Below are 24,987 nucleotides of genomic sequence, written 5' to 3'. Positions count from 1 at the left end.
TTAGCAAAATTATTTTTTTAGTTTAATTTATTTAGTTTTCTTTCTAAGGAGCCCAGTGATGCCTCGTTGTTTTTCTACTAGGAAATAACAAAAACTAAATCATGAAAAATAAAGAGAACAGACTGTGCCATTTAAGGAATTTCTTTTTTTCTTCAGGAAGTTTTTCTTGATGATTTTAAGAATTCTCCTTTACCCTATGACAGGTATTTTTTGCTTGTTTGGTTTTATAATGCTCACTTTAGGCTTGGAAAGCTCTTGTGATGAAACATCCTGCTCTATCATAGATGGAGAGACAAAAATCTTAGCTAATATCATTGCTTCACAAGAGGAACATGCATCTTATGGAGGTGTTGTTCCTGAAATTGCCTCGCGAGCCCATCTTCAAGCATTTCCTCGTGTTGTTCGCATTGCCATGGAAGAATCCCAAGTGTCATGGACTGATGTGGATTTATTGGCTGTAACAACAACACCAGGATTGATTGGTTCTCTATCTATAGGTGTAAATTTTGCTAAGGGGCTGGCCTTAGGAGCGAATAAGCCTTTAATTGGAGTGAACCACGTAGAAGCGCATTTATATGCTGTCTATATGGAATCAGCTCAAGTAGAATTTCCTGCTTTAGGATTAGTAGTTTCTGGAGCACATACTGCAATGTTTTTCATGGAAGATCCTTTAACCTACCGTCTCATTGGGAAGACACGAGATGACGCTCTAGGGGAAACCTTTGATAAAGTAGCACGGTTTTTAGGTCTCCCTTATCCCGGAGGGGCATTAATAGAAAAATTAGCGCGCCATGGATCGGAAACCGCTTATGCATTTTCTCCTGCCCATGTTGAAGGGTATGATCTCTCTTTTAGTGGATTAAAAACGGCCGTTCTTTATGCAATTAAGGGAAAGAATAGTTCTTCTCGGACACCTCTGCCTGAGCTATCTCAAGAGCAAAAAAGCGATATAGCAGCTTCGTTTCAACGCACTGCATTTACAACTATTGCACAAAAACTTCCGACTATTATAAAAACATTTTCGTGTAGATCCCTCCTTCTTGGAGGGGGAGTTGCAAATAACTCATTTTTCCGGGAATTATTGTCCGCAACTCTGGATGTGCCGGTATATTTTCCTTCTCCACAACTATGCACTGATAACGCTGCGATGATTGCAGGATTAGGGAGAGAGCTTTTTCTCGCAAATAAAACAAGGCTGGAAGTTTCTCCATGCGCAAGATACCATTGGGAGTCAGTTTTGGATTCCTCCTTATTGCATCCGTAGTTTTAATAGGATGCTCTCAATTTCGTCATTCCCAAGGACAGATCTGTATTAATATGCGAGACGATCCTCGTTCTCTTGACCCTCGTGAAGTGCGTTTGCTTTCCAATATTAATTTAATTAGGCATATCTACGAAGGCTTAGTTCAGGAAAATACACATACAGGGGAAATTGAACCAGCTCTTGCAGAACATTACTTTATTTCTGAGGACGGTATGCAGTATACCTTCCAGCTAAGACAGGCGTATTGGAGTAATGGGGATCCCTTAACAGCTACGGATTTTATTGATTCTTGGAAACAAGTTGTGACTCACGAAGTAGGCGGGGTCTATCATTTTGCCTTTGATCCTATTAAGAATGCGAAAAAAGTTTCTCAACAAAATTGTTCTCTGAGTGAAGTAGGGTTTTATGCGAAAGATGAAAGGACTCTAGTTATTGATCTTGAGTCCCCTACGTCGCATTTTTTAAAGCTCTTGTCTTTGCCAATTTTCTTTCCCGTACATAAAAAACAACGAGAAGGTATAACCACTAAGCCTATAACGAACGGTGCATTTTACCCTAAAAAAATGAAGGCTAAACAATGGATACACCTAGAGAAAAATCCCTATTATTACAATCAAGAACAGGTAAATACGCACTCTATTATTGTACACTTTATTCCTGACGCAAATACGGCTGCTCTTTTATTTAATCAAGGGAAACTACATTGGCAAGGCCCCCCCTGGGGAGAGCGTATTCCTACAGAGGCATTAGCTTATTTACAATCTCAAGGACACCTCCATACATTTGAAGTTGCAGGGACTTCTTGGATTACTTTTAATATAAATAAATTTCCTTTCAACCATGCGAAACTAAGAAAAGCTATGTCTTTAGCTTTGGATAAGGAAGCTCTTGTAGCAGCAGCCTTTCTAGATAGGGTGCAGCCCGCAAGCCATTTATTACCAACGAATATTCACAAATATCCTCCTTCAGATCTTCTATCTAAAGAACATAACAAGTGTCTAGCGAAAAAATTATTTGTAGAAGCTATGCAAGAGTTGGGTATGAGTATCAAAGATATTGAAAATCACGCTCTAGTTTTTCCTTCAGGCTCAGCGTCGCATGCGCTTCTTGTTCAGTTAGTACGAGAACAATGGAAAGAAACCCTAGGATTTACTATTCCTATCCTAGGGAAGGAATTTTCCTTACTGCAAAAAGAGTTAACTTCCGGACAGTTTTCTTTAGCTACTGGAGAATGGTTCGCAGATTTTTCTGATCCTATGGCCTTTCTCTCGATTTTCGGTACTTCAGGAGTCCTTCCCTACAGGATTCCACACAAAGATTTTCTTTCCTTATTAGCAACCATCGAACATGAACGTGAACCTCAAAGACGTTTGGAGCTTATCTCTCAAGCAGCATTATATTTGGAAAGCCTACATATTATTGAACCTATTTATCATGATGCTTTTCATGTGGCACTAAATAAAAAATTTTCTAATCTAACTCTCTCTCCCACAGGAATTGTGGATTTTCGTCATACAAATGCCCCTTAGTTAGTAAAGAAAATTTTTACTCTATTTAACTACGCAATGTACTCTCCTTTCTTATGGAAAATTTAGGTTAGGACTTGCTAGACAATCTCAGGGATACTTCTCTATTTTTTAATGTAGGCTGTCTAGAGAAATAATTTGGTTTCCTCATAGTGACTTTTATTCTTTTTTGTTATTCTACATATTTTTATTTGTATTAAGGTCTAGCAACCATGGAAACGGTAAGTAGTCCACGTCCTGAGGAAGGGAAAATAGCACTTCAATCTCCCCCATGTGTTATGGTCATTTTTGGGGCTACCGGGGATCTTACTTCTCGTAAGCTTTTTCCCGCTCTATATCACTTGGTTAAAGAGGGTAAACTCTCAGAAAATTTTGTTTGTGTTGGATTCGCAAGAAGAAAAAAGAGCCATGAACAGTTCCGTGAAGAAATGAAACAGGCCATCCAAAATTTTTCTTCTAATGAAGAATTGGATATCCGTGTTTGGGAAAAGTTCGAGTCACGAGTATTTTATCATGAATCCAACTTCTCTTCTGATGAAGGCTATGGAACATTAAAGGAAAGACTTGAGGATATTGATAGGACCCACGGAACTCTAGGAAACCGTTTATTCTATCTATCTACACCTCCAGAATATTTCCCAGAAATTATTCAAAATATTAATAAGCATCGTCTTTTTTATCATAATCAAAGTAAAGACTCCCCGTGGTCTCGAGTAATTATAGAAAAACCTTTTGGAGTTGATCTCCAGAGTGCTCAAGAATTACAAAAGTACATAGATGAAAATCTTCATGAAGATGCTATTTATCGTATAGATCATTACTTAGGGAAGGAAACTGTACAAAATATCCTTACTATACGTTTTGCAAATACCTTGTTTGAATCCTGCTGGAATTCTCAATATATTGATCATGTGCAAATTAGTGTTAGCGAATCTATAGGCATAGGCACACGAGGTAATCTTTTTGAGAAATCAGGAATGCTTCGGGATATGGTGCAGAACCATATGATGCAGTTACTCTGCTTATTAACCATGGAACCTCCCACATCATTTAATTCTGAGGAAATTAAAAAAGAAAAAATTAATATTATTAAAAAAATACGTCCGCTTGTTCCAGAAGATATAGTTCGTGGTCAATATGGCCCTGGGGAAGTGCAAAATGTGTCTGTCCTTGGTTATCGCGAAGAGGAAAATGTTGCTGAAGATTCTATGGTAGAAACTTATGTAGCATTAAAAATGTTTATAGATAATCCTCGTTGGTTAGGTGTACCTTTTTACTTACGTGCAGGAAAACGCCTTACTAAACGATCCACGGATATTTCTGTAATTTTTAAAAAGTCGTATTACAATTTATTTACTCGCGAATCGTGTTCTGCGTGTCCTATAGAAAATGATCTGTTAATTATTCGTATTCAACCTGATGAAGGCGTTGCTTTGAAATTTAATTGTAAGGTTCCGGGAACAAATAATATTGTTCGTCCCGTAAGCATGGATTTTCGCTATGACAGCTATTTTAAGACGAAAACACCAGAAGCATATGAACGATTACTCTTTGATTGTATTTTGGGCGATCGAACGCTCTTTACCTCTAGTAACGAAGTCGTAGCTTCTTGGGAACTATTCACCCCTGTTTTAAAACATTGGGAAAAAGAAGGGCACATAACAGGCCTCTTTCCTAACTATGCAGCGGGATCCTCTGGGCCCAAACAAGCCGAAGATCTCTTGTTAGCAGATGGAAAATCTTGGCGCCCTCTGTAAATAGAAAGGGAGTAAAGATATTATATGGCCACACTGATCAACTTTAATAATGAGCATAAACTTCTCTTAACTAAAAAAAGAGAATTATTTATTGATTTAGCTAGTCGGGATTGGATAGCAACTGCAAATAAAGCTATCCAAAACAATAACGCTTTTTTTGTTGCCCTTTCCGGAGGATCCACTCCTCTAGCAATTTTTAAGAGCTTAGTAGAAAATAAATCAAAAATTTTAGATTCCTCAAAAATATTTTTATTTTGGGGAGACGAAAGAAATGTCCCCCCTACATCTGTAGATAGTAATTATGGGCAGGCAATGAGTTTACTCAAGGAATTAAACATTCCCGAGGAACAAGTTTTTCGTATGCCAATTGAGGACCCACAGGGAGCAGAAAAATATCAAGAGATTATTGAAAAACTAGTTCCCCAGTCTAGTTTTGATATGATTATGCTTGGGATCGGAGAAGATGGACACACACTATCCTTATTTCCTAATACTCAAGCTATTCGAGAAACTACCCGTCTTGTAGTGTTTAATGATGTTCCTCAACTACACACGCGAAGAATGACACTCACCTTCCGAGCTGTACATAAAGCAAAGCATGTTGTGGTTTATGTACAGGGGGAAAGCAAAAAGAAAATTATTAAAAATTTATTTTCTTTACCAAGAAGTGTTTCTTCTCCTTACCCTATAGAGATGATAGGCAAAGAGCAGACCTCCCTATTTTGGATCCTATCTCCTGATGCTTATGAAGCAAGTGATTTCAATGCTATTTCTTCTATATATAAATTAGATATTCTCTAAGAAGTACTCTTACTTAACGTGTGAGCTGCTTAGCTGAACATACATTGCGATAACCCAAACTTATATGTTAGGGAGCACGATAGCATGTGTTGGCAATTTCCTGACTTATCACGCTTCTTTGATAGTCTCCCGGTTTCTTAACAATCTGGTCACTTACCATAGTGCAAAGAATAGCTTGTTGTAATGTAACTGTAGCTTGGCTTTGTTTTCGATGTTCATATACAGAAGCAGCTATAAAACCTAGACATCCAAATAATAGTAGACATCCTCCTGAAACCCCGCAACCAATAATTGCAGAAGTAATTGCAGCGGAGGTTGCAGAAGAGCAAAAGGCTAATATAACTCCGGCGGCTAGTGCAAATAATGCTATGCAAACAATAAGAGAAGTTAATAAAAATGCAATGCGAGTAGCTCTATATTTTATGTACGTATTTTTCATTTGCTTATTAGCTTCTATAGAAGTGCGTATAGCAGCTCTCTGAAGTGGTTGGAGGTTATTCGCATTGATAGATTCTAGAAGTTGAAGTTGTTTATTTTCACGATTGCATGCCCAGATCACTTGAGATGCTCGGTGGATTTTAATTGCCCCAGTAACAACAGAAACAAAAGAAGGACCAAATATAATGAGAACAAGAGATAGGAAAATAGAGAGAGCAATACCTATAAAAAGGTCGTCCAATTTCTTCCCTCTTTCAGAATTTGGTGGGTTAAGCATATTACAAAGGTATTTTATCCAAAGAACTCTTTCAATGAGACGAGATGTCAAATCAATACCGGTAACAGTCGCAACTGCTACTCCAGCAGATTTCAAAGAACGTAATAAGTTAATCCCAACACCTGATGACTTAGCTAGATCATTCATTGTTGTTGACGAAGGGAGAGAGCGACTAGACAGATAGGTCTTAACACCATCATGAGAAAGACATAGAAAACCGTATTTTTCGGTAATATTCAGAGCGTGTTCAGAAAGCCGGTCATTATTAGAAATAATCATTGATTGTAGCGGCATAATTACGGCCCTAAAAATTAACTTTGTTCATCTCCTAAATCATTTCTTTACCAAGAAATTGTCCTAGAGCAGTAGTATAGCGGAGCTTCGAAGAACACCACACAAGAGTCTAAAAAACTCAAGTTCTCCTCTTTATTTGCTTGAGTAACAATGATTAAACCAGAAATCATACTACCTATTATAGGGATAAGGACAAAATGAGACCAGGAAGTTTCTAAGTTTAACCCACTAAAACTTTTGCTAATCGATGCTTCCAAAGGATGAAAGAGAAGAGAAAAAATATAGCATAAAGATTTAAATATAAGTTTTATAAGGAGTATGATTTGGGAGACTACGCTGACAATGGCGGTGACAACAGGATAGATTACTGCATCGGTAACTAGGGCTGCAACTTTTTTATAGGTAGAGCAATCCGCTAAGTCCTGACAACCAAAGGATAAAAAACACGCCACAAACTTTGCCTATCATAGTTTAAGTTATTTAATTTTGTGAATTATCTTCTTCCCTCTCTTATAGCTTCTTCATAGCTTGGAGGAAGCTCTCTATCTGTATAAGGCGGCGGAGGTGGTAGCGGTAAGATTCCAGAGAGATCCTGTGGATACGATGGTTCCTCAGGTCCTAGAGCTGCCTCTTCTGAGAAGGTTTGTCTGTTTAGTAATGAGCTATAAGGATCCAAACAGTTCTTTGCTACTGATCTGGACAAACTAGTATTTGGGACACCGCTCTCATGAATTTGTTCACTAATATGTAGAGAAAGTAACGAACGATTAATCGAGGATATTGCCCGGCGAGTACAAGTATGTGTTATAGAGTAAAACACAAAGTATATCATACCTAAAACACAGCTAATTATTCCGGAAACAAAGATAATTTCTAGAGAAGGATTAGTGAAGAAAGGATAGAGAATAGCTCCTGGGATGGCATATATGATTCCACAAGTAAGAAGTGCTGATATAGAGGAGGATAGTTCAGTATCCCACATAGAAATAATCATAGCAAGTGGAGCAAAAGCTGCTATTAAATCAAAAAGGCGAGTACCTGCTCTGAAGCATAACACTATAGCAATAACAAGAGCACATATGCTGAATAGGGATACTATCCCAAGAATCAAGTTTGCCACTCTTTCTGCAATTAGATATAGAAGAGAGCGTTTAGAATGGTTCAACGCAGATGCGGATGCAATGTATTCTCCCTTCCGCCATGAAGAAATTGTTTCATCTTTTGTAATGAAATTAATAATACTCCGCTCATTGAATCTCAGAGTAAAATATTGTTTAGCAAGCTGATAAATAATAAATACATGATGTATCACTTTGCCAAGAACCGGAGATAGGAGTATGCTGACTACTTTACATAGATAATAAAGGAATTGTTCGATCTTGCTCCGATTTTCAGTATCATTAAATTGAATGAAGTAGGGCCTGATATGAAATATGGAAACACTGGGTTTCTTTTTAACTCCCGAACATGTATTTATATTTCCGTTGTCTACATAAGAAAGTGGTGGTTGAATGTGATGGAGGCGCATTAAGTTGGCTATAGAGGTATTTGAAGCAGGTGTTCCCTCATTAAGCTGATTTAAAGGTCCTTCAGGAATAGTCAAAATTGGGTGTGGAGAAGTGGGATTAGCGAGTTCACAAAGAGAGCTTACAAGCTCGCGATTGTAAAGATTTCCCCTTAGAGGACTAACCATATATCTTATAAGATACAATAACATCGATTCCATTTACTATAGTGTTTTATTTAATTTGTATTCAAGGATTAAAAAGAACAAAAGAAGATGACTTTTTGGTATGTATTTTTCATGTTTATTGTTAAGATTTTTTTCAGTTTTTATTTTAATTTTTAAAGATCAAAAATTGTGTTAATAAATATGTTTTATATCATCATGGGACCTCCGGGATCAGGAAAGGGAACGCAGTCGCAACGTCTTTCCATTAAGTTAGGTCTGCCTCATATAAGTTCTGGGGAGTTATTGCGTTTCGATATTAAAAAGAGAACTCCTTTGGGAATCAAAGCTCAAGAATATATAGATAAAGGAAAGCTAGTTCCTGATGCTTTAGTTTGGAATATCATTAAGGAAAAATTGCAAGAGCCGGAGTGTGCATCGGGATGTATTATTGATGGATTTCCTAGGACTTTGGACCAAGCCATTTGGTTACATGAATTCTTAGTGCAATGCCATGCTCAGTACTGTGTAATCCAATTAGATGTGTCTCAGGAAGAGGTTGTCCGAAGAATTCTCTCTAGGTTTATTTGTCCCTCATGTAACTATATATCGTCTCAACAAGAGAGTAGTAGATGCCCCCAGTGCCATACAGAATTGATTCGTCGCTCTGATGATACACCTGAGACCATTCTTCAAAGATTAAAAAATTATAAAACATCTACAGAACCACTGACACATTATTATCAAGAATTAGGAAAATTATTACGTATTTCTTCAGAATCTCCTCCAGATGAAGTTTTCCAACGTATTTTAACTGGCATAGAAGTTAAATTTTAAGACGTACCGCAGTTTTGAGGAGTAATGCAACATTATCGACTATGTTCTTCTGTTTCTAATCTTCTTTCTCAGGATGGTGGTTTAGAGACGCAGTTATTGTTTGGAGAGCGTTGTTTACTTGATGATGGGGGAAAATACTATGCTTATTCTCAAATTATATACAGCCGGAAACACAATGTTTGGCACCCTTATCCAGGCTATATTTCTGAGCAATTCGATGCTATTCCTGGCTATTTAGCCCCTAATGCTTTGGTTAAAACATTTGATGCTTTTTTGGAGCCTTGGCACATTCCCCTTCCCTATGGGTCTGCTCTAGTTATAGATCCTTTTGGTAATGTATGTTTGCCTAGAAATTTTCCATCTGTATCGAAAGATGGGAAAGCTTTTTGTGATTTAAATCACCTACGTTTTTTAAATGAATCATTTTCATTAACTACTTTGCTCCAAGAATCACAAAAATTTCTTGATTTTCCCTATCTTTGGGGAGGAAGGTGTGCGCATAACTGTTTAGTGAATTCCGGAGTAGATTGTTCGGGGTTTATTCAGATTTTATTTCAAGCTAATGGGTGGAATATTCCTAGAAATTCTAGAGATCAGTATCAAGACTGTACTTTTATAGATAGTTTTAATAGCCTCCCTTTGGGAGGATTTGTTTTTTTGCAAGAAGACAAGGACAAACATATTTCTCATATCATGTTAAAAACGAGTTCTACATCTTTAATCCATGCATTACAACCTGCGGGTAAAGTTGTTTATTTTGAAATAGGGAAAGATGGAGAATTTGCTGAAGATCGTTTTTACTTTCCTAAAAAGGAGGGAAAAGCATTCTTTGGCATACCTAAAAAAAGGAAGATATTTTTTTAAAAAAAATTTGAAAAAAACGTCTGAGGAGACTTGATCATCATTTTCCTATAAAAAGAGTCGAAAAAATTTTTTTCTATGTTTCGCTGATTTTATAATGAAACATCCGATAGATTATGTTCAGAATATGAGAATGTTGCTAGCGCAATATGCACTGAAACTTGAGCCAAAAGTAATCGCATGAATAGAAATATTTCCACACGACTACTTTTTTTTCTTTTAAGAACTCACTTAAAAAACTAGTCCTAAAGAGACATCAAATAAGTACAAGCAAGCAATTTTCCATCTAAGAAAAACCGTTACTATTTGTCTCTGAATATAGAAATTAACGTTTAGAAAATTGGAAGCTTTTACGAGCTTTCTTATGGCCATATTTTTTACGTTCTTTCTTTCTAGGATCTCTAGTTAAAAAGCCACGAGTTTTTAGTTCTTGCTTGATCTCAATATTCTTTTTTAATAGGGCTCTAGCTAATCCTAATCGTGTAGCAATTACTTGTCCTTGAATGCCTCCCCCATTAATACGAATAATTAAATCAAATTCGCTAGGATTTCCTATCATTTTTAAAGGAGAAAGAATAGTAGCTCTTTGGATTTCCAATGGAAAATAATCTTCAAAAGCTTTTCCATTAACATCAATTTTCCCTGTGCCTGAACGAAGCCTCACACTTGATACTGCTTGCTTTCTTCTTCCCGTTGCTACTGATTCTTGTATTGTAACTTTTACCACAACCTACCCCAAATTAAACATCTAATAAAATCGGTTTTTGAGCTTCAAAAGCTTGATAAGAACTTCCTTTCAGTACCCTTAAGGATTTTAACAACCGCTTACCTAAACGAGTTTTGGGCAACATGCCTTTTACTGCGTGCTCAATAATATATGAAGGCTTTTTAGCTAACATATTTTCGAAAGGGACCTCACGCATCCCAGAAATAAATCCTGTATAATACCGGTAGACTTTTTGAGCTTTTTTACTTCCAGTTAAACGAACTTTTTCAGCATTGATAACAATAACACCATCCCCCATGGGTACATAAGGCGTATAAGTTGTTTTATGCTTGCCTCTTAAAATTTTTGCTATTTCAGATGAAATCCTTCCTAGAGTCTTTCCCTCTGCATTAATAACATACCAAGATCTTTTTACATCAGATACTTTGGCTAAGGTTGTTTTCGTGTCTTTTCTTTTTTCCATAGTAATACTAACCACCTAGTCAGAAGGGGAATTATAATTTTGTGCAAATTTTTTTCCAAATAAAAAGCATAAAAGATGTTACAGATTCACATGACAAAAAAATAATTGCAGCGTGTAAATGAGATAAAATATCTTTTGTTAAGATATAGATGAATATATTGATATTGTTCTTAGTTAAACTAGATAGAGTAAGCTTTAATTCCTTTTTTCTAGAAGATACGTAAGGCTGATGTGCAGAGGATTTCTCTGCGTCGGAATTTGCTTTAAAATATAAGTTCTCCATTTTGTAAAACGCCTTGACGATGGCACTGATTTGCTAGTTGCTTATTATGAGTAACGATGAGAACTCCACGAGTTGTTGTACTTTGAGAAAGTAACAGTTGGTGGACATGCTCAGAGGTTTTGTCATCTAGGTTCCCTGAAGGCTCGTCAGCAAGTAAGATTTCGGGATCATTCATGAGAGACCGTGCAATAGCTACGCGCTGCTTCTCCCCTCCAGATAAGTAGGAGCATCTTGCATGTATACGATGAGATAATCCTATAGATTCTATTAGCGTCATTGCTCTGTCATAGGCCTCAGAGTTTTGGGAGACTTTTTTCTTGGCGATACGTGCTGGAATTAAAATATTATTTATTACTGTCTCATCTTCTAGGAGATAAAAGTTTTGAAAAATAAAACCAATATGTTGGTTTCTAAAAGCAGGGAGGTCATATGCTTCTTTAGATTTTCCTAGAAGTTGTATTTCTCCTGATGATGGCGTATCTAGAGAGCCTAATAGATGTAGTAATGTGCTTTTCCCATTTCCAGAAGCTCCTGTAATCGCGACAATTTCCCCGGGATATAGGTTAAGATTGACCTTATTGAGTATCCTAAGATTTTGGTTATTGCATTGGACAGTTTTGGAAAGATTTTTTGCTTCAATTAGTGGCAGCATATTTATTCCGCCTTTAAAATATCTGAAATTGACATGCGAGCTACCTGCCTGGCCGGGATGCTTCCAGAGATAGCTGCTAAGAAAAGAGTTGCTAGGCTTAGAAAAACAATCGTAGGGATATGGATTTCTTGAGGCAATCCTTGTCCAAAAAATGAGGAATTAAATGCTTCCCTCCCTTGGACATAGCTTAGGCCTCTGGTAATCATTGGGAGGTTTCTCATGGTAAAAATGGAAAAAATGGTTCCTAGAATCATTCCCATTCCTCCAGATATTGCACCACAAAGACCAAAAATGATTTTTAGACTTTTTGATGATGTTCCCATGGCTTTTAGAATACCAATTTCTTTTTTCTTATTATTCACTAGGAGGATGGACATAGTGATAATATTAGAACACGCTACGATGAGGATAATAATAGAAACTAAAGAGAAAAGGGTTTGATCACTATGTAATTGGTCTAAGATGGGCTTAAATTGTTCATGATCATAAAGAGATGTTATATTCCAGTAATTAATTAGTCCTGCTTCTCGTAAAATATTTTCTATATTGTTTGCTATAGGAGAAATTTTTTTTATATCAGAAAAGAAAACATTTAAACCATTGTTCATCCCTAGTCCTAAGGATTCAGAGCGGATTCGTGAAGCCATTTCCATATCAACGAACACAATCTTATTTCCTAAGGGGGATAATCCTGGGTTATAGAATCCAATTATATAAAAAGGATAGGAAACTTCCTTACGAGTTTCTGAGGAAAAAGTAATTAAACTCCCTCTATCCCCTACACAGTATCCTAGCTCTCGGTAACTGATGGGGAGAATAATCGAGCTTTCACGATATTGTGTTTGTAGACGAGAAAAGTCTTCCTTCCACCCTTCAGAAGAACAATTAAAAGGATTTAGAATATCAGAACTATAATCTGTTTGCTCGAATGGAAGGACGCGATCTTGGTATATTTGATTGTCTGAGTAGGCTATAAATTGTGAGAGTGTGCGAGCTTCTAGTTTATTGCTATGAATTTCTCTATCCATGTGCAAGTAACCAATACCCTCTTCAAATTCTATGAGTTTAGCCTGTGTTTTCTCTAAGTAGGGTTTAAGGTTTTCAAAAATAAGCTTTACAGGATCTTTTAATTCTCCATTAGGTTGCTTATCAGGTAAGGGGAAATGTTCGGGAAGATCGTAGTCAATATCAGGATTATAGGGATCAACAATTGAAGAAGCGAGTTTCTCCCCTATGGTTTTCGTAGTGTATTGTGACAAATCTGCATGTTTATCTACTTGATAATAGTAAGACTCATAATAAGTAGCTGAGGGTAAAATTCTCACTGGAGAATGGAGCTGTGAGAGATCATGAACCCACCGTTTTTCTAGTCCATGTATCACAGAGCTAAATACTATAGATAGCCAAGTAACTAAAGAAATAACGCCTATAGAAAATACAGAAATAATGGCAGAAGAAAATCTTTTTTTTCTTGGTATTAAATACTTTAGTGCGATTAAGAGCTCAAGTCGCATAGTTTACCCACAACTTATTGGGAAGCTAGTAGGTAAATTAAAATTTCTACTTTGCTTCTTTAAAGATTACGTGCCTACGCAGCTTCTTATCATATTTTTTTAGTTCTAGTCGACCAGTTGTTTTTCTCTTATTTTTTATTGTCCAATACATATCGGAGCTTTCAGAACTTTTTAATTTAATAATTTCACGATTCTTACTAGCCATGGATCAAACCTTTTAAGAAAATGATAAATCGACTACGATAGTATATTTATTTTCAAAAATAATCAAGGAATCTTCCTTGCAACTACATAGAGAATTTTCATGGCAATTAGTGAACAGGTTTTTTTTACGCAATCAATTTCTAAAAATAAAATTCATTTTATTAGTCTAGGTTGCGCCAGAAACCTTGTGGATAGCGAAGTTATGCTTGGAATTTTACTAAGGGCTGGTTACGAAGCTACAGAAATACTTTCCGAAGCAGATTATCTTGTTTTAAATACTTGTGCATTTTTGAAAGCATCGCGTAATGAATCTATTGATTACCTTCAACACATTATTGATACAAAAAAGAAAGATGCGAAGATTATTTTAACTGGCTGTATGGTATCTAAACATAAAGAAGAACTCTCTCCCTGGCTGCCCCATGTACACTACTTATTGGGATCAGGAGATATTGAGCATATTCTATCTGCGATTGAATCAAAAGAAGCTGGAGAAAAGCGTTCAGCAAAAAGTTATTTAGAAATGGGAGATGTTCCTAGAAAATTATCTACTCCAAAGCACTATGCCTATTTAAAAATAGCTGAGGGATGCTGCAAGCGCTGCGCTTTTTGTATTATTCCCTCAATTAAGGGAAAGTTAAGAAGCAAACCTATCGATCAGATAGTTAAAGAATTTCGCGTGCTTTTAAAGCAAGGGGTTAAAGAAATCATTTTGATAGCTCAGGATTTAGGAGATTACGGCAAAGACTTGTCTCAAGATAGGAAATCTTGTTTAAATGTTTTACTCCAAACTTTGCTTAAAGAGCCGGGTGATTATTGGATTCGTATGTTGTATTTATATCCTGATGAAGTTGATGATGACATTATTGACCTCATGGAAAAAGATGCTCGGTTGCTTCCCTACATAGATATTCCCCTTCAGCACATTAATAATCGTATATTGAAAAGTATGCGTCGCACAACTTCTAAAGAAGCAATCATGCAGTTGCTAACCAAACTACGTGAGCGTATTCCTCATATATATATTCGTTCTTCTTTTATTGTTGGTTTCCCTGGAGAAACAGACGAAGAATTTCAAGAATTAGTAGACTTTATTAAAAGTCCATGGATAGATCACGTAGGAATTTTTTCCTATTCTCAAGAAGAAGGTTCACCAGCTGCTAATATGCCTGATCAGATACCACATAGTGTAAAACTCAAACGAGTGAAGACGCTGTCTCAAATGAAAAAGAAAAATGTTATGAGACACAATAAACAGCTTATCGGGAAGGTACTTGAAGCAGTAATTGATGGATATCATCCAGATAGTAAGCTCTTGCTTACCGCACGTTTTTATGGGCAAGCTCCAGAAGTAGACTCTTGTATTATTGTTAATGAAGCTAAAAAGATCTCAGAATTTGGAGAACGTTGCTTAATTGAGATTACTGATTTAGCAGGATATGATTTAGTAGGACGTGTAATAAAAAGTGCCCGGAAATAAAGTCTTTCCGGGCAGTGAACGCATAGAGTTTATAGTTCATAATAAGGCAGTTGCACAACATTCCAAGAAAAATAAGCAACGCGAAATCCCCCGTTTATGTTAACTAGTGTGAAGTATCCGTTATTTTTTGCTAAAAAAGTAACAGGCGGGAATTGCATCCCCCTAGGCCGCTTATACGAGGTACTTTGAGTGGTTCCTGTTTGAAGTAAAAATTCTTGGTTGTTAACTACTGCATATAATTGCATCGCCCCCCCTACACCATTATCTAGCCAGGCTCCGTGTTTACAGAAAACTACAGTGATGCGGAATAATTTAGGTATGCTAGGACTCGCTTCAAATTCAAGAAATCTTTCTTGAGTCCCATATTTGACACAGGATTCGTCTAATTGTTCTGTGTATGTAGTAAAAGCACTCCAGTTGACATATTTTTCAATGTTACCTATTCCTCCTGTATGTCCTGCAGAATAGGCAGATCGCATGCTGTATTTAAGCCCAGTTTGCTTATAGACGGAAAAAGGAAGATATTGTTGCGGAGCTCCATTAAATAGGCTTTGATTGGTATACTTTACTGTGTTGTTTACTAAATTCACCCTTCCATAGAAGTTAATTTGATCTGAATTATTTGCTAGCGTAGTTGATATCTTACCTCCTGTAAATAAGTTATCGTTACAAGACAACCCCCCTTTTGTGGATATAAGTTGCTCTGTATGCGTATTTTTCGCTACGATACCTTCTGTAACTGTAAGAGCTTTCTTTTTCTTATCTTCTGTAAGATTTTGAGAAATAAGATTGAAGCGTACAAATGTTGGGAAACTAACGTTAGTTTTAGGAGTAGTCATGACTAATCCTCCTCAAAGAATGTTATGGGGAATGGGAACCAGATAATACTAATTGTAGAAGTGTAGGGGAACATATCTTTGTTAGTGAAAATGCTAATATTAGGATTCCCTGTTAAGTCTGTAATAGAGAACATTGCGAATAAAGGTGTTCCTGTTTGTTCCCATCGATTATTCCCGCGAGTATCCCCCATGCATAAAGTCTGACTTTCTTGGTTATCTCTGTTTAATCTTAAGAACAGTGTGGGGTCATTGTTCCCACTATGCGCTCCGCTATTTCGCATTACTTGGTATGTGACTTGATAATTCCCTAGAGATTTTAATGTAATGTACTCCCCATTAGAAGGGATATCAAAATGATTTCGGTATAGTTGTGTGTAATTTTCATAATTATAACCTGCTTCTGCATGTCTAAACTTAATATTTGTATTAGGTTGTACGTAGTAACTACTGGAATAATATAGTGAGCAACATGAATAAGATTGAATTGTTTTATTTTGATAATAGTTGTATGTTATAGCATCTCGTTGAGAAACAGGATCAGCCACACCATTAAATAACGGAACGCTATTCAAAGAATTAGCTGTAATCAACATATCTCCTGATAATGTTGTTTCGTTTAAGTTCATACCATTTTTCCCCGAGACATTACCACCGACATATAGGTCATAGTTTGTAGTTACTTGGTTTTCTACGGTAAGCGTTCTGGCTTGTAATTGATCGTCTATAGTTAAGCTTCCTAAAACTTCAATAGTGGAATTATCAAAGTAAAGGTTTTGATCTTTAATTCCTGTACCTGCGTCATCAATATTAGTTATAGTAGGATAAGGAGAGGAACTCTTAATAATTTTTTTTTTCATGGTAAACTCCTGTCCGGATAAAAGATTACATTAAAATACAAGGCACAGTAGACAAAAGATCCTCCGTATAATCTCATTCTGATTATGTTTTTCTTTCCCTCATCGTTTAATTTTCCTGAGGTATTTTCATTGTTCTTATCAAGTTTAATCACAGTGGCTAAACCACATCTTTCAGCATACCCTCCACCACTATAAACACTAGTTGCGCTATAGGTGGTAGGAGTATCTAAGAGATCTTCTAGGAATATTGTTCCTCCCCAGCCATTATTCCATCCCCAACGTTTAGTAATTCCACAGTCTATAATGTACGTTCCTTTGCTTAATAATTGCAGACAGGTGACACCCTTTTTAACTGTTTGATCCGTAGAAGAATAATCCACAATTTGTATGTGAGAAAATACTTCTGGTGATTGGTAAATAAGTCTACTTTCTCCGAGAATATCAATAGGAGCGTCTGTTGGAGTAAGCAGCATGCCACCTTGAGCTAGAGAGCAAAAAAAGTATTCTGGGGTGAGAATATAATTTGCTGGAACGGGAGAGGTATCATGTTGAGGAGGAGCTACATTGCTGAGTCTGTTTCCATTTAAGTTTATAGATCCTAGTTTAGATTGTGTTAATGTAGAAGTGATATTTAACCCCGAAGCAGACGTTCTTCCATTGACATTAATAGAAGAAGCAAAAGACGCGTCATTTTCAACGTAGAAGCTTTGTGTGGATTCTATAGATTTAGCTTGTGTATCGAAAGTATTGACGTTACCGGCAGAAACATCTCCTTCGAAGGTTGAATCTATCTGGAAATAACAATCATCATTATTAATCATAAGCTATTTTATTATTTAGATTTTTTTTAAAGAAAAATCAAAATAATAAATTATTGGTCAACAACTAATTATTTTAATAAATAAAAAACAAACAAAGAATAAAGATGATTAAAAAAAGAAAAGATGGGGGCGGCTGGATTTGAACCAACGTATCCGTAAGGAGTCGGATTTACAGTCCGATGCAATTGACCACTATGCGACACCCCCAAAAAAAATGCTGGAGAAAGGACTTGAACCCTCAACCGTTCGATTACAAATCGAATGCTCTGCCAATTGAGCTACTCCAGCAATTAAGATACCTATTCTTATGAAGAAAATACTTAATAAGAAAGCAAGTTATACGCGATTAGTTATTTTCTTCCAAGTCTGAATTCATATTTTCTTTAATACGGTAATCTTTTTGTGTGGGGATAAAGTGATCAGTATCTATACTAGCATTTTGAGTCTGGTGCTGATTGCTTACTAGATTTTCATCAGTAAAGTTTGTGTTCATGACTTCAAAATTATATTTATTTAGATTTTTTGAGATTCGTAGTTCTTCTTCAGCTTTAGCTTTTTTTATTGTTTTTTTCCCAATAGTAGATTTATTTTTAGTAATTTGATAATACTTGTCCCTCGCTTTATTTGTTTCTATAGAAAGGCTTCCTGAAAGACGTTGAAATAATTGGGAGCAGGAATTTTCATTTGCTCCTTGATTTGAAGAAAGAACTTCAGCAGAAAATTTAAATTTCCCTTCAGCAGTATATCGAGCAGGCTGGTTATTTTTTTGAAGACAGCAGTGCTTATACTTTTTATTCGAACCGCAGGGACAGGGGGAATTTCTATTAATTTTTTTTGACATGTAATCCTAGGTTGAAGTTGATTAAGAAGGCAGCTAAAATAGTCACAGAATGAAAACAAACTATAAATTTCATATCAACCATATTTTATTATAAGCTTTGTGCTGGGGATCAATTATTTCTCATGTCAGTTCTTCACCTACATCCTCCATGGATTAAAATTGGCAAGCGTATCGAAAGTTTAGTCCGGAAAGCGCTATATACACATGCAATGTTAGAAAAACACCGAAAGATTGTTATTGCTCTTAGTGGAGGCAAGGACAGTCTTACCTTACTTTTAATGCTCAAAGCTATTTCTGGAAGAGGTTTTCCCGAGCTGGATCTTCACGCTGTTCATATTGGAGGAAAATACTCTTGTGGTGCTGAAGTTGGTCAGCAGTATTTAATTAATATTTGTAACAGAATTCATGTTCCATTTACTTCAATTGCATCTTCTTATGAACCTGAAGTCCTAGAATGTTATTCCTGCTCTCAAGTAAGAAGACGCTATCTTTTTCAATCTGCACAAGAAATTGGAGCCTCAGCTGTTATGTTTGGTCATCATAGAGATGATCAAGTCCAAACTACGTTAATGAATCTCTTACACAAAGCTGAATTTGCAGGAATGCTTCCCGTTTTAGATATGGTGCACTTTAATATTACGATTTTACGTCCCTTAATTTTTATTCCAGAATCTTGGATACAAAAGTTTGCTAAAGAAAGTGGATTTGCTAGGGTTACGTGTCGGTGCCCAGTCATTTCCTTAAGAACGAAAACAGAGGCTATGTTAAAGGAATTAGAACTCACGTTCCCTCAAGCAAGACATAATATTGCTTTAGCGGTAGAACGATTTGGCTTATCTAATTCTCAAAAACAAAAAAATGATTAAATTGTATTACAAATTAATTGTATTGATTTTATCAATAAATTCCATTTATTTATGGGCTATTTTATGAGCAAACGATTGAAAATTCTGTTAACTAATGACGATGGTATTTTTGCAAGAGGTATGAGCCTCCTGGTTTCAAGTTTAATTAAAGCAAATTTTGCTGATCTTTATATTGTATGCCCTAAGGAAGAACAATCGGGGAAAAGTATGTCGTTTTCTTATACACATCCTGTGTGTATAGAGGCGTACGATTATCCTCAACCAGTACAAGAAGCTTGGAGTGTTTCTGGGAGCCCTGTCGATTGCGTTAAACTAGCTTTGGGTGACTTGTTCCGGGACTCTTTACCTGATCTTGTATTATCTGGGATTAATCATGGGTCGAACGCGGGAAGAAATATTTTCTATTCAGGAACTGTTGGTGCTATTACAGAAGCTGTCCTTACAGGAATTCCTGGTATAGCTTTTTCTCAAGATCAACATATTTCTTTTTTTCAAGAAGAGCGTGCTCCAGAAATATTCAAAGCTCTTGTTTATTATGCTCTTTCCCTACCCTTTTCTCGTGTTATTGGGTTAAACGTCAACTTTCCTGTGAGCAAGCATAATGAGTCATGGAAGGGATTGCGTCTTGTGATTACAGGTAAGGAATTTGCTAGCGGAAAACCCAGATTGCTCAGTGATACTGGGAAACGACGCTACTTTTCTCTTCATGATTGCCAAACAATCGTGGATGAAGAAGATTTATCAGAAGAGTATCGTACTTTGATGAATAACCATGTTGCTGTGGCACCTTTATTAGTTAGGAACTCTCCGCTATCTTTGATGAGTTTTGAAGAATTTCAGGAATTACAGAATCATTTCGACGCTTTCATCAGTGAAAATATGGAAAAATTTAATGCAGAATTTAAAACACGAGACTTCTGAAGTTTGGGTGGATTTTTAAGAAAATCATATTCTTAAGTATAAGCCGATCTTTTTTTTCGTCATTTCAAACAGCTTCTACGTGCTATACTCTACCCTTCAAATATTAAATTTCTAGACTTTGTGTCTCATGGGCTTATATAGCTAAGCCCTCGACTACTATTCTTCATACTCCACGGAATTAGGTTGTACTTTTTGTTCCATCTTCTAATGTGTTGCTCATTAGTTTTCTCTTGCTATCGAATGAAAATGATTGTGATTAAACTATTTCTTCTGTTAACCTACGCTCCTGATCTTATTTTTGGATGCGTAGCTCAGCGGTTAGAGCACCTGTCTTACACACAGGGGGTCATAGGTTCAAATCCTGTCGTGTCCATTTGCGGGAGTAGTTCAATTGGTTAGAGCACCGCCCTGTCAAGGCGGAAGTTGCGGGTTCAAGCCCCGTCTCTCGCGAACACTCAATCAGGGGTTAGACATGTCCCAGGGAGCTAGTTTAACAAAGTTTAGTTTTCCTCTATATTTTTCCAAAACATTAAGTTGGTTTATTCTTGGTGGGTTTCTTGCTGCCTGCGGTGTTCAAATGGTCTTAGTTCCTAATGAATTAATCGATGGCGGTATAGTAGGCCTATCGCTCGTAGCATCTCATTTTTTAGGGCATAAATACCTTCCCTTTTGTTTAGTTCTATTTAACCTACCCTTTGTTATTTTAGCGTTTAAACAAATTGGTAAGTATTTTGTTATTCAAATGATGACTGCGGTTATTATTTTTTCATGTGCTTTATGGTTGATCGATGCCCTGCCTTTATGGTTGGGATTGAGTCCTATAGTATTTAAAGGCTCTGAAATGGAAACAGTAGTCTTGGGTGGGGCTATTATTGGAGTAGGCTGTGGATTAATTATCCGTCACGGAGGATCTACAGATGGTACTGAGATTCTAGGAATTATTATTAACAAAAAAAGAGGATATACGGTTGGTCAAATTATCCTCTTTGTTAACTTTTTCATTTTTGCTTTGGCAGGACTTGTTTATCAAAATTGGCACACAGCATTTGTATCCTTACTTACCTATGGTATTGCTACAAAAGTTATGGATATGGTGATCCTAGGCTTTGAGGATACTAAATCTGTAACAATCATCACATCATCTCCAAGAAAGTTAGGCCATATACTTATGGACAGTTTAGGCATAGGTCTAACCTATATTCATGCTGAAGGTGGTTTTTCTGGAGAGCCACGGCACCTTCTTTACATCGTTGTTGAACGTTTGCAGCTTTCACAACTCAAAGAAATTGTGCATAGAGAAGATCCTAATGCATTTATTGCTATTGAAAATCTTCATGAAGTTATTAATGGAAGACCTACGCATTAAGTAGGATTATCCCATACTTTCTCTAAGTCGTTTTCTATGCCTAGTGTGGAAAGAATTTTTCCAACAATGGCATTGGTAATGTCTTCTACTGTTTGTGGTTTAAAATACCACATAGGCATGGGGGGTAAAATAATAGCTCCACTACGACTTAATTTTAATAAATTTTCTAAATGAATAGTGTGTAGAGGACTTTCCCTAGGAACTAAAACGAGTTTTCTATGTTCTTTTAAAGCCACATCAGCGACTCTTCGCAAAAGATTATCGCCAAGACCTATGGATAGAGCAGCAATTGTAGCCATACTACAAGGAACAATAATTGTGCCATCTACATGATAAGACCCTGAAGCTAACTTGCTATCAATAGATTTAATCTTATGCTGATGAATGTGAGTATGATTTTCTTTAGGAATTAAAGAAAGTAATGATGTGGTTCCAAGTTCATAATATAGAGTTTGAAATGCCGCATGAGAAAGAATAACTTCAACATTATATTGCATATTCGATAACTGTTCTATTAATTTCACAGCAAGTATAATGCCTGAAGCCCCCGAGATACCTACAATATAACGTTTCATTTTATGTAGTCTGTTTTAAAATTAGTAAAGTTATCATGCTAAATAAAAAGGATAAAGCAATATAGATATTTCCTTTGAAAAAATATGTTTCTGTATTCGTATTAGATTTCAAGGAGTAGTATTGTTTTATTGTCCATATAATCATTAAAGTAGGGAAAGTCACAGACATCCCCCCTATCCAAGGCTGACATAAAAAGACGAACACTAAAGATAAATAAGAAATTAAGCTGACTACTAAACATGCTGATGCTATAGAAATAGCCACTTTTTTACCAAAGCAAGCAGGAATACTGTATAATCCAGATTGTCGATCAAAATGAATGTCTTGCATAGCATAAATGATATCATTTCCTGTAATGATCATAGCTACGCTGATCCCCCATAAAGAAGCAGGAACGATAATATTCCAAGAAAAAGATTCTGGAGATAGTGCTAAGAAATTGATAAGAACAGCTAAGTAGTAGATAAATCCAAGCACTCCATGGCAGAGGAATGTATAATGTTTTGTCTTTGGGTAGAAGGCCATTATAAAACAGGCAAGCATAGAAAATATTCCGCATAAAGGACTAAAGAAAAAAGATATCGTTATAAAAACTACACTAGAAACAAGAACTAAAGATATACAAAATTTTAATGAAAGTTGGCACATAGGAAGGACTCTAGAGGATGTACGCGGATTTTTTTTGTCTATTTCCCTATCAAGGATTTGATTGATAACGATTCCTAATGTTCTAGCAAAAATAAAGGCAATAGACCCCAGTAAAATAGTACTCACCCCCTTCTTTAGAGATAAAAACATTAAAATCTCTGGAAATGATAGTGCAAAGATTGTGGTTGCAGACATAAAGATAATAGAGAATAGTGCATACTTTATATTCACTAGTTTGCTTATATAGTTGATATCCATAGCTCGATATTATTTAAAATTTTTCATTAAAAATACTAAAGTCAACGTATTTAAAACACTTAAGTTATTTACTTCTCACAAAAAATTACCTACCCATCTTTCTTAAGACCTCTATTTACTGGTTTCTTTTATGCTATATGCATATGCATTATCTTAAATAGTTGTTATTTATGTTTATTTTTTTACTTCTCTTTTTAACAAATACCATGCTTCTATAATGGGGATTAGATTCTCTTTTGATTATGAGACAATTACTTTTTATCCATGTAATTAGGTCAGCATGAACGTTATAATGCAGAGTAAGAATAAACGAGAGTCTGATAACCTTAGAGAAGCAATCTCAGAGGAAGTTTCTTTGGCATTCTCTTGCCTAATGAATTCACACTATATTTGCTAACCAATTTATGTATTAGGTTTCCAAAGTTTTCCATTGTCTATGCGGATTGTTTGTTTTCAGGATATTTTGGATTTTTCTAGAGGATGGAGAGTAGTTATAAATGAGACCAGACCGTATTATGCTATTGATCTCTTCATTCCATACACACTACTACCTTTCTAGGATTTTTATTAGTTGAAGAATAGTCTTTATCGTTCATGTATTTATTGAATGTAGAATTTCTGCCTATGGCTATCGAAATTACCAATAAAAACTCGTCTATATTTGTAGATCTATTTGCATATTTAGATTGTTAAATTAATTTTTTTTATATAATTTTCATTAACTTAATTTTAACAAATTAAAATTTGATGATTTATAAAAAATATGTTAACTTACTTCCCTATGTTATAGCAGATGAAGGTTTTACCAAACTATGATCTCCGGTTCAACTCAACAAGTCCCACTAGAATTAAATTCTCATTTAGTAGCTAATCGGAATTTTATTAAAAATGAAAGACAAACTTTTGTTGCAGTTATTGGAGCTATAGTTCTAGGAATCCTAACTCTTTTGACTGGAGTCTGCGTCTTATTACTCCCCTTAGGTATTACTTCAACACTAAGCATTTCTTTTGGAGTGTTAGGTATAGCTGTAGGGGCTGTAGTGATTGCTTTCAGTCTTAGAATTATTTATACTCAAGCTGCTCTACTTAGAAAAAATTTCCTAGAAGTTAAGCAGGCTTTTAAGTTAAGTTGCTCCTCAGTTTCTTTAGAAAAAAATGAGGAGCCAATCTTATCATTTCTCCTTCCCTCTCCTCTCGATGCGTTTACTTATAGCAAGACTCATTGTATGGAGAAAACTAGTACTTGGGTTGCTTTATTGGAAATTATTTTAGGTGTCTCTGCTATTGTAGGCTCTGTTCTTAGTGAGTTGTTAGTTTTCTCTTGGCTTCGTCCTGGAATCAGTCTAGGTTTAGCGATTACTGGAGCTGCTTTACTTTCTTCTGGTATAGCTAATGTTCGAGCTTTTAGTTTAAATTGCCAGGGAATTCTACATTTGTACTTTGCTCGTCGTATGCAGGAAATAAAAAATAGAGAGGAAAAATCCCACGAACAAGCAATAGAGTCCCTGACATCAAGAGTAAATTTACTAGAATCGCACTTAAATCAAGCAAACATTAAAGTAGCAGATTTAACTACCCAACTTGTAGTAAAACAGGCTGAGATTGCTCATCTGAAAAATTCTTTCTTAAAGCCAAGTGAAGTATTGCCGTCTCCCTCTCCTATACAGCAGTTAGGATCAAAACCCCCTTGGGGCCTTGTAAAGTCAACAGCTGCTTACATAGGCTCATTCTTTATTAAAACTGGAGACACGGCAACTAGTGCGCCCCTCGCAATGCTCCAATCTACCAATGCACCGCTTCCTTTAGGAAGTGCCTCTAAGGATTCTTTGTCAGAGGGGTCTTCCGATGAAGAGTGGCATGACGCGGATTAAAAAATTATCTTTACACTTTTAAAAAGTTAATAAACTTATTAAAAAATAAAAAACTTTATTTTGAAAAAAATTGGAT

Annotated in this window: 25 protein-coding genes and 4 tRNA genes; 13 read left to right on the top strand and 16 right to left on the bottom strand. The window is 36.0% G+C overall.

Going from position 1 to position 24,987, the window contains the following annotated elements:
• The first annotated feature begins 229 nt into the window (after window positions 1-229).
• From tsaD to pgl, 4 genes are all read left to right on the top strand, one after another.
• Window positions 230-1,264: a tRNA (adenosine(37)-N6)-threonylcarbamoyltransferase complex transferase subunit TsaD gene (gene tsaD / locus M787_RS04460; RefSeq protein WP_021828378.1), complete on the top strand. Its 1,035-nt coding sequence runs from the start codon at window positions 230-232 to the stop codon at window positions 1,262-1,264.
• Entirely contained in the window at window positions 1,210-2,793 is a 1,584-nt protein-coding gene (locus M787_RS04455; RefSeq protein WP_021828377.1) for a peptide ABC transporter substrate-binding protein, read from the top strand. The genes tsaD and M787_RS04455 overlap by 55 nt, the downstream gene beginning before the upstream one ends.
• Before the next feature lie 209 nt (window positions 2,794-3,002).
• The gene (gene zwf / locus M787_RS04450) at window positions 3,003-4,547 is read left to right on the top strand and encodes a glucose-6-phosphate dehydrogenase (RefSeq protein WP_021828376.1); all 1,545 of its coding nucleotides are present in this window, start codon (window positions 3,003-3,005) and stop codon (window positions 4,545-4,547) included.
• A 24-nt stretch (window positions 4,548-4,571) separates the two neighbouring features.
• Window positions 4,572-5,348 (top strand): 6-phosphogluconolactonase, encoded by a 777-nt coding sequence (gene pgl / locus M787_RS04445; RefSeq protein ID WP_021828375.1) that lies wholly within the window; start codon window positions 4,572-4,574, stop codon window positions 5,346-5,348.
• A gap of 67 nt (window positions 5,349-5,415) precedes the next feature.
• On the opposite strand, the gene garD (M787_RS04440) is transcribed toward pgl, so the two are convergent.
• From garD (M787_RS04440) to garD (M787_RS04430), 3 genes are read right to left on the bottom strand one after another with little or no spacing between them, the layout of a single operon-like run.
• Window positions 5,416-6,357 (bottom strand): inclusion membrane protein GarD, encoded by a 942-nt coding sequence (gene garD / locus M787_RS04440; protein ID WP_021828374.1) that lies wholly within the window; start codon window positions 6,355-6,357, stop codon window positions 5,416-5,418.
• Between the two features lie 47 nt (window positions 6,358-6,404).
• Complete coding sequence (locus M787_RS04435) at window positions 6,405-6,809, bottom strand: hypothetical protein (RefSeq protein ID WP_021828373.1); 405 nt, start codon at window positions 6,807-6,809, stop codon at window positions 6,405-6,407.
• 41 nt (window positions 6,810-6,850) lie between these two features.
• Complete coding sequence (gene garD, locus M787_RS04430) at window positions 6,851-8,050, bottom strand: inclusion membrane protein GarD (RefSeq protein ID WP_051273838.1); 1,200 nt, start codon at window positions 8,048-8,050, stop codon at window positions 6,851-6,853.
• Between the two features lie 168 nt (window positions 8,051-8,218).
• On the opposite strand from garD (M787_RS04430), the gene M787_RS04425 reads away from it, so the two are divergent.
• Both M787_RS04425 and M787_RS04420 read left to right on the top strand, forming a co-directional pair.
• The gene (locus tag M787_RS04425; RefSeq protein WP_051273836.1) at window positions 8,219-8,863 is read left to right on the top strand and encodes an adenylate kinase; all 645 of its coding nucleotides are present in this window, start codon (window positions 8,219-8,221) and stop codon (window positions 8,861-8,863) included.
• 24 nt (window positions 8,864-8,887) lie between these two features.
• Complete coding sequence (locus M787_RS04420) at window positions 8,888-9,727, top strand: C40 family peptidase (RefSeq protein ID WP_021828370.1); 840 nt, start codon at window positions 8,888-8,890, stop codon at window positions 9,725-9,727.
• A gap of 322 nt (window positions 9,728-10,049) precedes the next feature.
• Here the strand turns inward: M787_RS04420 and rpsI are convergent, their stop codons facing one another.
• From rpsI to rpmG, 5 genes are all read right to left on the bottom strand, one after another.
• The gene (gene rpsI, locus M787_RS04415; RefSeq protein ID WP_021828369.1) at window positions 10,050-10,451 is read right to left on the bottom strand and encodes a 30S ribosomal protein S9; all 402 of its coding nucleotides are present in this window, start codon (window positions 10,449-10,451) and stop codon (window positions 10,050-10,052) included.
• A 13-nt stretch (window positions 10,452-10,464) separates the two neighbouring features.
• The gene (rplM, locus tag M787_RS04410) at window positions 10,465-10,914 is read right to left on the bottom strand and encodes a 50S ribosomal protein L13 (RefSeq protein ID WP_021828368.1); all 450 of its coding nucleotides are present in this window, start codon (window positions 10,912-10,914) and stop codon (window positions 10,465-10,467) included.
• 263 nt (window positions 10,915-11,177) lie between these two features.
• Window positions 11,178-11,849 (bottom strand): ABC transporter ATP-binding protein, encoded by a 672-nt coding sequence (locus M787_RS04400; RefSeq protein ID WP_021828366.1) that lies wholly within the window; start codon window positions 11,847-11,849, stop codon window positions 11,178-11,180.
• Between the two features lie 2 nt (window positions 11,850-11,851).
• A complete protein-coding gene (locus tag M787_RS04395) occupies window positions 11,852-13,363 on the bottom strand; it encodes an ABC transporter permease (RefSeq protein ID WP_021828365.1) in 1,512 nt (503 codons plus the stop codon).
• A gap of 46 nt (window positions 13,364-13,409) precedes the next feature.
• Entirely contained in the window at window positions 13,410-13,568 is a 159-nt protein-coding gene (gene rpmG, locus M787_RS04390) for a 50S ribosomal protein L33 (RefSeq protein WP_021828364.1), read from the bottom strand.
• Window positions 13,569-13,667: 99 nt separating this feature from the next.
• On the opposite strand from rpmG, the gene rimO reads away from it, so the two are divergent.
• Entirely contained in the window at window positions 13,668-15,047 is a 1,380-nt protein-coding gene (rimO, locus tag M787_RS04385; RefSeq protein ID WP_021828363.1) for a 30S ribosomal protein S12 methylthiotransferase RimO, read from the top strand.
• A gap of 29 nt (window positions 15,048-15,076) precedes the next feature.
• Here rimO and M787_RS04380 read toward each other — a convergent pair whose 3' ends face one another.
• From M787_RS04380 to M787_RS04355, 6 genes are all read right to left on the bottom strand, one after another.
• Window positions 15,077-15,886 (bottom strand): hypothetical protein, encoded by an 810-nt coding sequence (locus M787_RS04380; protein WP_021828362.1) that lies wholly within the window; start codon window positions 15,884-15,886, stop codon window positions 15,077-15,079.
• A gap of 2 nt (window positions 15,887-15,888) precedes the next feature.
• On the bottom strand, window positions 15,889-16,743 hold the full coding sequence (locus tag M787_RS04375) for a hypothetical protein (protein ID WP_021828361.1): 855 nt from the start codon (window positions 16,741-16,743) through the stop codon (window positions 15,889-15,891).
• Window positions 16,740-17,564 carry a hypothetical protein gene (locus M787_RS04370; protein ID WP_021828360.1) on the bottom strand — a complete coding sequence of 275 codons (825 nt, stop codon included), beginning with the start codon at window positions 17,562-17,564 and terminating at the stop codon, window positions 16,740-16,742. The genes M787_RS04375 and M787_RS04370 overlap by 4 nt, the downstream gene beginning before the upstream one ends.
• Before the next feature lie 124 nt (window positions 17,565-17,688).
• Window positions 17,689-17,771: transfer RNA gene (locus M787_RS04365), tRNA-Tyr, on the bottom strand.
• Window positions 17,772-17,779: 8 nt separating this feature from the next.
• Window positions 17,780-17,852, bottom strand: a tRNA-Thr gene (locus tag M787_RS04360).
• A 58-nt stretch (window positions 17,853-17,910) separates the two neighbouring features.
• On the bottom strand, window positions 17,911-18,405 hold the full coding sequence (locus M787_RS04355) for an SEC-C metal-binding domain-containing protein (RefSeq protein ID WP_021828359.1): 495 nt from the start codon (window positions 18,403-18,405) through the stop codon (window positions 17,911-17,913).
• Window positions 18,406-18,527: 122 nt separating this feature from the next.
• Here M787_RS04355 and M787_RS04350 point away from each other — a divergent pair, with 122 nt between their 5' ends.
• The 5 genes from M787_RS04350 (at window position 18,528) to M787_RS04330 (ending at window position 21,558) form a co-directional block, all read left to right on the top strand.
• On the top strand, window positions 18,528-19,271 hold the full coding sequence (locus M787_RS04350) for a tRNA 2-thiocytidine biosynthesis TtcA family protein (RefSeq protein ID WP_021828358.1): 744 nt from the start codon (window positions 18,528-18,530) through the stop codon (window positions 19,269-19,271).
• 63 nt (window positions 19,272-19,334) lie between these two features.
• A complete protein-coding gene (gene surE / locus M787_RS04345; RefSeq protein WP_021828357.1) occupies window positions 19,335-20,192 on the top strand; it encodes a 5'/3'-nucleotidase SurE in 858 nt (285 codons plus the stop codon).
• A 300-nt stretch (window positions 20,193-20,492) separates the two neighbouring features.
• A tRNA-Val gene (locus M787_RS04340) sits at window positions 20,493-20,565 on the top strand.
• A gap of 3 nt (window positions 20,566-20,568) precedes the next feature.
• Window positions 20,569-20,642: transfer RNA gene (locus tag M787_RS04335), tRNA-Asp, on the top strand.
• 22 nt (window positions 20,643-20,664) lie between these two features.
• The gene (locus M787_RS04330) at window positions 20,665-21,558 is read left to right on the top strand and encodes a YitT family protein (protein ID WP_021828356.1); all 894 of its coding nucleotides are present in this window, start codon (window positions 20,665-20,667) and stop codon (window positions 21,556-21,558) included.
• Here M787_RS04330 and M787_RS04325 read toward each other — a convergent pair.
• Both M787_RS04325 and M787_RS04320 read right to left on the bottom strand, forming a co-directional pair.
• On the bottom strand, window positions 21,555-22,133 hold the full coding sequence (locus M787_RS04325) for a flavin prenyltransferase UbiX (RefSeq protein ID WP_021828355.1): 579 nt from the start codon (window positions 22,131-22,133) through the stop codon (window positions 21,555-21,557). The two genes, M787_RS04330 and M787_RS04325, sit on opposite strands and share 4 nt — an antisense overlap.
• Before the next feature lies 1 nt (window position 22,134).
• Complete coding sequence (locus tag M787_RS04320; RefSeq protein WP_238582557.1) at window positions 22,135-22,977, bottom strand: UbiA-like polyprenyltransferase; 843 nt, start codon at window positions 22,975-22,977, stop codon at window positions 22,135-22,137.
• Window positions 22,978-23,852: 875 nt separating this feature from the next.
• Between M787_RS04320 and M787_RS04315 the strand changes: the two genes are divergently transcribed.
• Window positions 23,853-24,911, top strand: coding sequence for a CPSIT_0556 family inclusion membrane protein (locus M787_RS04315; protein WP_021828353.1), 1,059 nt, complete (start codon window positions 23,853-23,855; stop codon window positions 24,909-24,911).
• The last annotated feature ends 76 nt before the right edge of the window (window positions 24,912-24,987 follow it).

The sequence above is a fragment of the Chlamydia gallinacea 08-1274/3 genome (genome assembly GCF_000471025.2).
Lineage (GTDB): Bacteria > Chlamydiota > Chlamydiia > Chlamydiales > Chlamydiaceae > Chlamydia > Chlamydia gallinacea.
This window is presented reverse-complemented; position numbering and strand designations above follow the sequence as displayed.

Excerpts from the sequence above, each read along its gene's own strand:
- tsaD (WP_021828378.1), top strand. The coding sequence starts at position 230 with ATGCTCACTTTAGGCTTGGAAAGCTCTTGTGATGAAACATCCTGCTCT.
- pgl (WP_021828375.1), top strand. The coding sequence starts at position 4,572 with ATGGCCACACTGATCAACTTTAATAATGAGCATAAACTTCTCTTAACT.
- M787_RS04455 (WP_021828377.1), top strand. The coding sequence starts at position 1,210 with ATGCGCAAGATACCATTGGGAGTCAGTTTTGGATTCCTCCTTATTGCA.
- M787_RS04325 (WP_021828355.1), bottom strand. The coding sequence starts at position 22,133 with ATGAAACGTTATATTGTAGGTATCTCGGGGGCTTCAGGCATTATACTT.
- M787_RS04330 (WP_021828356.1), top strand. The coding sequence starts at position 20,665 with ATGTCCCAGGGAGCTAGTTTAACAAAGTTTAGTTTTCCTCTATATTTT.
- garD (WP_021828374.1), bottom strand. The coding sequence starts at position 6,357 with ATGCCGCTACAATCAATGATTATTTCTAATAATGACCGGCTTTCTGAA.
- M787_RS04375 (WP_021828361.1), bottom strand. The coding sequence starts at position 16,743 with ATGAAAAAAAAAATTATTAAGAGTTCCTCTCCTTATCCTACTATAACT.
- rpmG (WP_021828364.1), bottom strand. The coding sequence starts at position 13,568 with ATGGCTAGTAAGAATCGTGAAATTATTAAATTAAAAAGTTCTGAAAGC.
- rimO (WP_021828363.1), top strand. The coding sequence starts at position 13,668 with ATGGCAATTAGTGAACAGGTTTTTTTTACGCAATCAATTTCTAAAAAT.
- M787_RS04400 (WP_021828366.1), bottom strand. The coding sequence starts at position 11,849 with ATGCTGCCACTAATTGAAGCAAAAAATCTTTCCAAAACTGTCCAATGC.
- M787_RS04380 (WP_021828362.1), bottom strand. The coding sequence starts at position 15,886 with ATGACTACTCCTAAAACTAACGTTAGTTTCCCAACATTTGTACGCTTC.
- garD (WP_051273838.1), bottom strand. The coding sequence starts at position 8,050 with ATGGTTAGTCCTCTAAGGGGAAATCTTTACAATCGCGAGCTTGTAAGC.
- M787_RS04355 (WP_021828359.1), bottom strand. The coding sequence starts at position 18,405 with ATGTCAAAAAAAATTAATAGAAATTCCCCCTGTCCCTGCGGTTCGAAT.
- M787_RS04370 (WP_021828360.1), bottom strand. The coding sequence starts at position 17,564 with ATGATTAATAATGATGATTGTTATTTCCAGATAGATTCAACCTTCGAA.
- surE (WP_021828357.1), top strand. The coding sequence starts at position 19,335 with ATGAGCAAACGATTGAAAATTCTGTTAACTAATGACGATGGTATTTTT.
- rplM (WP_021828368.1), bottom strand. The coding sequence starts at position 10,914 with ATGGAAAAAAGAAAAGACACGAAAACAACCTTAGCCAAAGTATCTGAT.
- zwf (WP_021828376.1), top strand. The coding sequence starts at position 3,003 with ATGGAAACGGTAAGTAGTCCACGTCCTGAGGAAGGGAAAATAGCACTT.
- M787_RS04420 (WP_021828370.1), top strand. The coding sequence starts at position 8,888 with ATGCAACATTATCGACTATGTTCTTCTGTTTCTAATCTTCTTTCTCAG.
- M787_RS04315 (WP_021828353.1), top strand. The coding sequence starts at position 23,853 with ATGATCTCCGGTTCAACTCAACAAGTCCCACTAGAATTAAATTCTCAT.
- M787_RS04395 (WP_021828365.1), bottom strand. The coding sequence starts at position 13,363 with ATGCGACTTGAGCTCTTAATCGCACTAAAGTATTTAATACCAAGAAAA.
- M787_RS04350 (WP_021828358.1), top strand. The coding sequence starts at position 18,528 with ATGTCAGTTCTTCACCTACATCCTCCATGGATTAAAATTGGCAAGCGT.
- M787_RS04320 (WP_238582557.1), bottom strand. The coding sequence starts at position 22,977 with ATGTCTGCAACCACAATCTTTGCACTATCATTTCCAGAGATTTTAATG.